This is a genomic window from Microcoleus sp. Pol12B4, from assembly GCF_036701385.1.
Lineage (GTDB): Bacteria > Cyanobacteriota > Cyanobacteriia > Cyanobacteriales > Microcoleaceae > Microcoleus.
In genome coordinates this window covers 1-4,881 of the sequence record NZ_JAUBQR010000326.1, presented here as the reverse complement: position 1 = coordinate 4,881, position 4,881 = coordinate 1, and the positions used below count along the sequence as shown (strand labels likewise).

At 48.4% G+C, this 4,881-nt stretch carries 5 protein-coding genes; 2 read left to right on the top strand and 3 right to left on the bottom strand.

What is annotated here, in order from left to right; translation table 11 throughout:
- A partial coding sequence (locus QUA38_RS27335; RefSeq protein WP_333167442.1) for an ATP-binding cassette domain-containing protein occupies positions 1-439 on the top strand: 439 nt, incomplete at its 5' end.
- Positions 440-456: 17 nt separating this feature from the next.
- On the opposite strand, the gene QUA38_RS27330 is transcribed toward QUA38_RS27335, so the two are convergent.
- Both QUA38_RS27330 and QUA38_RS27325 read right to left on the bottom strand, forming a co-directional pair.
- The gene (locus QUA38_RS27330; RefSeq protein ID WP_333167440.1) at positions 457-1,368 is read right to left on the bottom strand and encodes a hypothetical protein; all 912 of its coding nucleotides are present in this window, start codon (positions 1,366-1,368) and stop codon (positions 457-459) included.
- Positions 1,369-1,781: 413 nt separating this feature from the next.
- Complete coding sequence (locus QUA38_RS27325) at positions 1,782-1,925, bottom strand: hypothetical protein (protein WP_333167438.1); 144 nt, start codon at positions 1,923-1,925, stop codon at positions 1,782-1,784.
- On the opposite strand from QUA38_RS27325, the gene QUA38_RS27320 reads away from it, so the two are divergent.
- Positions 1,905-3,983: a DNA polymerase III subunit gamma/tau gene (locus QUA38_RS27320; RefSeq protein WP_333167436.1), complete on the top strand. Its 2,079-nt coding sequence runs from the start codon at positions 1,905-1,907 to the stop codon at positions 3,981-3,983. The genes QUA38_RS27325 and QUA38_RS27320 overlap by 21 nt on opposite strands.
- 2 nt (positions 3,984-3,985) lie before the next feature.
- Here QUA38_RS27320 and QUA38_RS27315 read toward each other — a convergent pair whose 3' ends face one another.
- The gene (locus tag QUA38_RS27315; RefSeq protein WP_333167434.1) at positions 3,986-4,744 is read right to left on the bottom strand and encodes a GNAT family N-acetyltransferase; all 759 of its coding nucleotides are present in this window, start codon (positions 4,742-4,744) and stop codon (positions 3,986-3,988) included.
- Between the last annotated feature and the right edge of the window lie 137 nt (positions 4,745-4,881).

Below are 4,881 nucleotides of genomic sequence, written 5' to 3'. Positions count from 1 at the left end.
TCACAATTTGCTCAAATGCTTGACAGCTAGGCAAAATGTGCAAATGTCTTTAGAACTGCACAGTCATCTTTCTCCCCAAGAAACTAATGATAAAATAGAGGGAATGCTGCAAGCTGTAGGCTTGGGAGAAAGAATAGATTATTACCCGGACAGTCTTTCTGGGGGACAGAAACAAAGAGTGGCGATCGCCCGCGCGTTAGTCAGCCAGCCGAAATTAGTATTAGCAGACGAACCCACAGCAGCACTAGACAGTAAATCAGGTCGAGATGTGGTAGAAATTATGCGAGGTTTGGCCAAAGAACAGCACTGTACTATTTTGCTTGTCACCCACGACAACCGCATTTTAGACATAGCCGATCGCATTATTCACATGGAAGACGGCTACCTCGCACAAGATACATCAACAACGGCGGCAACCGGCGTTCTTTCGGGAAAATAATATTAATCCACCTCAACTTATTTCCGAGAACCGGGACGCTTTCCTCCTACCTTGGCAGGACTTTTTGTTGCACCTTTGGCTGGAGTTTTAGAACTACTTTTGCCACTTTTTTGACCCTTAGCTCCTACTAATTGGCTATCATTGGCATTTGTAGGTCTACCGGCAGGCGTTCTCGTAGTCCTAAAGGTAACATTCACCCCTTCATTCGATTGTTCCAACACCAACATCGGCGTTGGCTTGGCTTTTTGATCCCACTCAATATGAACGATGCGACCTTGAATTGTCGGCTGCCAACTGTCGTGGTCGTCAGAAGGACTCAGATAAGTTTCCAAACAGTCAATAATTTGATTAATTGTCGCCGATGTTGCCTGAGTCGGCAGTTTCATCAGCTTAATTTGAATCCTAAACAGCACTCGTTTTTCTATTTTTACTGCGGGATCGCCAGTTTCGTATTCGATATCAAACATCGAATCGACTTGCCTGCCGCTGCCGGCATTCCCGTTTTTATCTCCCACTGCACCCTGAGTCGGACGCAGGGCAATACTAATTTTTTCTTTGACTTTTACCTTAATTTGGTTGACAATGGCAAAGTGAAACACTTCTTCCGCCATTCGCATTCTCAGGTAGTCTAAATTAAAGTCTCGCGAATGGATAAGGTCGGGATTCTTTTCCATCTTTAACATGGTTTCCAGAGCCATTTTGTATTTTTTCTGGAGTTCTCGATTTCTAAACTCCTCAAATTTGAGCTTTTTACTCAAATCGTCGAGTTTTAGCTTGGTAAACACCGCTAAACCGATAAGCAATAACAACAGTAATCCCGACCCTCCCATTAAGAGTTGGTCTGAGGACGGATCTCCGGGTTTAGCCTTTTTAGGTTTGGGAGGCGCTACTGCCAACCTTGGTTCTACAAGGATTATTTGGGTTGACATGGGCTTTTAAAGGGTAAAATTTGACGCTATATTTATACAGGAGTCCCGAGTAGAGCTGGTAGTGCAACTGGATCAACCAACATTGACATCATTCCACCATCATCTTGGTACAACTGGATTTCTGCAACTGGAGCACGCACCCTCTAATTAATACTTTATCTTTAACTGCAAGCAGGTTTCCGAAATATCGGAAAATTGCGTGCTGCTACTGGCCAATAGAAATGGTGAATTGTCTGTAATATATTATACCAATACAGCTAAAAAAATGTTTGTTCGGGCGTCTCCTTTTCTAGAAAAATAAAAAGAAATACACATAAATTAATAGTAACTCTGGGAGCGAGCAGCGGAAAACATCAAGCAGAACAGCCGATCGCCCGGACGATCGAGGGGCGGACGTTAGAGAGTGATAATTCCTACTGTGGGCTGACTCCCGCCGTGCCAGCCCACCGGGAGGCTTGCTGTGAAAGTCGAGCTGTGGTGCGATCGAACAACGTCTCCTTAGCTAAGATTACAGCTAATACCACCCAAATTCGATCGTGACCTACGAACCCCTGCACCACAAATATCGCCCTCAGACATTTGCCGAATTAGTCGGTCAAGAGGCGATCGCCCAAACCCTCACCAGCGCCATCCTGCAAGAGCGCATAGCACCAGCATATCTATTCACCGGCCCCAGAGGCACCGGTAAAACCTCCAGTGCCAGAATTTTCGCCAAATCCCTCAACTGTATTTCTACGGTTGCCCCCACCCCCACACCCTGCGGCAAATGCAACGTTTGTCAAGAAATTGCCCGAGGTTCCACACTAGATGTCATCGAAATTGACGCCGCCAGCAACACGGGAGTAGATAACATTCGGGATTTGATCGAACGAGCTCAATTTGCTCCCGTACAATGCCGCTATAAAGTATATGTAATCGACGAAGTTCATATGCTCAGTACCCAGGCATTTAATGCCTTATTAAAAACATTAGAAGAGCCGCCCGATCGCGTTGTATTCGTCCTCGCAACAACCGACCCACAAAGAGTATTACCAACTATTATTTCTCGATGCCAAAAGTTCGACTTTCGCCGCATACCCCTCGAAGCAATGATTGCTCACTTACACAAAATTGCCCAATTAGAAAATATCAATATTGCCAGTGATGCAGTACAAATGGTTGCTCAAATTGCCCAAGGAGGTCTGCGGGATGCCGAAAGTTTGCTAGATCAACTGAGCTTATTTCAGGGTGAAGTAACAGTCGAAAAAGTTTGGGATTTAGTCGGTGCAGTACCAGAAAATGACTTAATGGATTTGCTGCAAGCTATTGATACAGATAACGCTACAGCACTAATAGACATGAGCCGCCACCTTATGGATCGCGGTCGGGAACCGCTAATCGTGCTGCAAAGTCTCGCCAGCTTTTACCGAGATTTACTAATAGCCAAAGCGGCACCGAAGCGGTCAGATTTAGTAGCTTTAACCTCTGCAACTTGGGAAAAACTGGGGGATTTTGCCCGCCATTGGGATGCCGAGTTGATTTTGGCAGGTCAGAAACATTTGCAAACCCATGAAGTGCAAATTAAAAATACCACTCAGCCGCGTTTGTGGCTGGAAGTAACACTATTGGGATTATTGCCCTCAGCAATTAGAACTCAGCAGCAATCGGCAGCCGAACCAGCCAAAAATATTGCTCCCTCACAAATTCACCCCCACCAACCCAGGGCGGGGACGGGGGCACCGCCCCTACAATCGGGGGGGAGCCAGACATCTAATATTGAACAACCTCCGGCTGCCAATTCGCAAAATCCTCCGCCTCAGTCGCCGCCTGTAGCTAATCGAATAGAAAGCACACCTCCTGCAGCGATTCCCGCACCTGTACCAACTGCTGAAACGAATCAAACAAATTATTCACAGACTAATTCAGCCGATGAAATCGATTTAAATCGAGTCTGGGAACAGGTACTTGAGCGCGTGCGACCGTTCAGCACTCAATCGCTGCTTCGGCAACATGGACAGCTAGTAATTTTTACCGATAATAGTGCCTATGTTAAGATGCGAGCGCAACCTTTGCTCAATATGGTTAAAGACAAAGTACCTAATATTGAAGAAGCTTTTTTGCAAGTTTTTAACCGTCGAGTAAAAGTAACAGTGGGCGTGACAAATCCCGCTGAAACTAATAGTTCCCGCGCCAAGGATTTGCCAACTTCTAACGGACGTGCGGGCAAAAATCCCAGGAATTCTCATCCTGTGAGTGATGCCGGCGAACAGGTGCAGAACTCGGTGGGTTCTGAAATTACAGATGATTTTTTGGGTAATGGTGGAGAAGAACAAAAACACCCACCAGCGGCTGAAAATACCGCGGTTAATGTGCCTGCCATTTCCGAAGGGCGATCGCCCACAAACGGTTCTACAGACTCTCAAAATAACTTTAACGCTCAGGCTATAGCGGTGCGTGATGACGCTCAATATGTCGCGAATACGGCTAGGCAATTGGCCGATATGTTTGACGGGGAAGTAGTTGATTTGTCGAATGACTTGGAGATTTGGGAGTCGGAAACTTTTAGATTGGAATCAGAACCGGATTTTGCCGAGTTATCTTCTGAGTTAAATGAGGATGATTTTATAGATTGGTAAATCTATGCTGGCGGCAGCGAAATGTGCAAAATTTCGCCGCCCGCACAAAATCCAGCGCGGGTGTAAACTCGGAATCCCTCCTCGTGTCCCGGCATCAGAAACGCCACCGCAACACCCCCGTCGAAAGCTTCTCGCACCAGCCGGGCTGTCAAGGCCCCTGCGATGCCCCGCCGGCGAAAAGGGACGCGCACGCCGATACCGGCAATTTCTGTCGTCTGATTTGCCGGCACAGTAAACATTCCAGCCCCCGCAGGTTCGCCCGTTGCTGCTAGGCGAGCGAGTACGGCGATGCCACCTGCAGCCAGACTTTTCCGAAGACTGTCAACGTCTTCAGGGCTTGGTGCAGGCTCTGTGAAAGCCTCATGTTGCGCCGCGGCTGTACCGAGGATCTCGGCCTCGGAAACTGGCAAAATTAGTTCGATGCCCGGGGGGACGGGAAGCAATTGCTCGGAACCCGGAGTGCAAGTCATCAGCGGCAAGCGTCCCTCAACGGTGAAACCTGCGGATATCAGCGTTTCTTCGACAGCAGGGGCTAGTTTCGCGACATACTCCAAACGCGGCTGTCGCCCGCGCTGAGAGTACGCAGCGATTAGGGCGTTGACATCGGCGAGCGAGGGTGCCGCACCGTCGTCGGGAATTGCATAGTTCAGATAAGGGTTGGCGCTGTGGCGGCTGAAGGTAGCGAGGAACGGCCCGATCCGCTCGGTGTCGCGCTGCTGGCTCGCCGCAAAGCGCAGGTATGATTGAATGCGAGATTCCATAAGTGGCTGTGCTGAAAACCTTGCTTTTAAGCTGACTCTGGCTTGGGCAGCGAAGACGGCAGTACCAACAGCTCGGCGGTCGATCGCTTCTCGACCATTTCCTTAGTAATCGTACACCGGGCAACATCCTTGCGCGA

What these genes read in the sequence shown, in the direction of transcription:
- QUA38_RS27330 (WP_333167440.1), bottom strand. Translation starts at nt 1,368, where the DNA reads ATGTCAACCCAAATAATCCTTGTAGAACCAAGGTTGGCAGTAGCGCCT.
- QUA38_RS27315 (WP_333167434.1), bottom strand. Translation starts at nt 4,744, where the DNA reads ATGGAATCTCGCATTCAATCATACCTGCGCTTTGCGGCGAGCCAGCAG.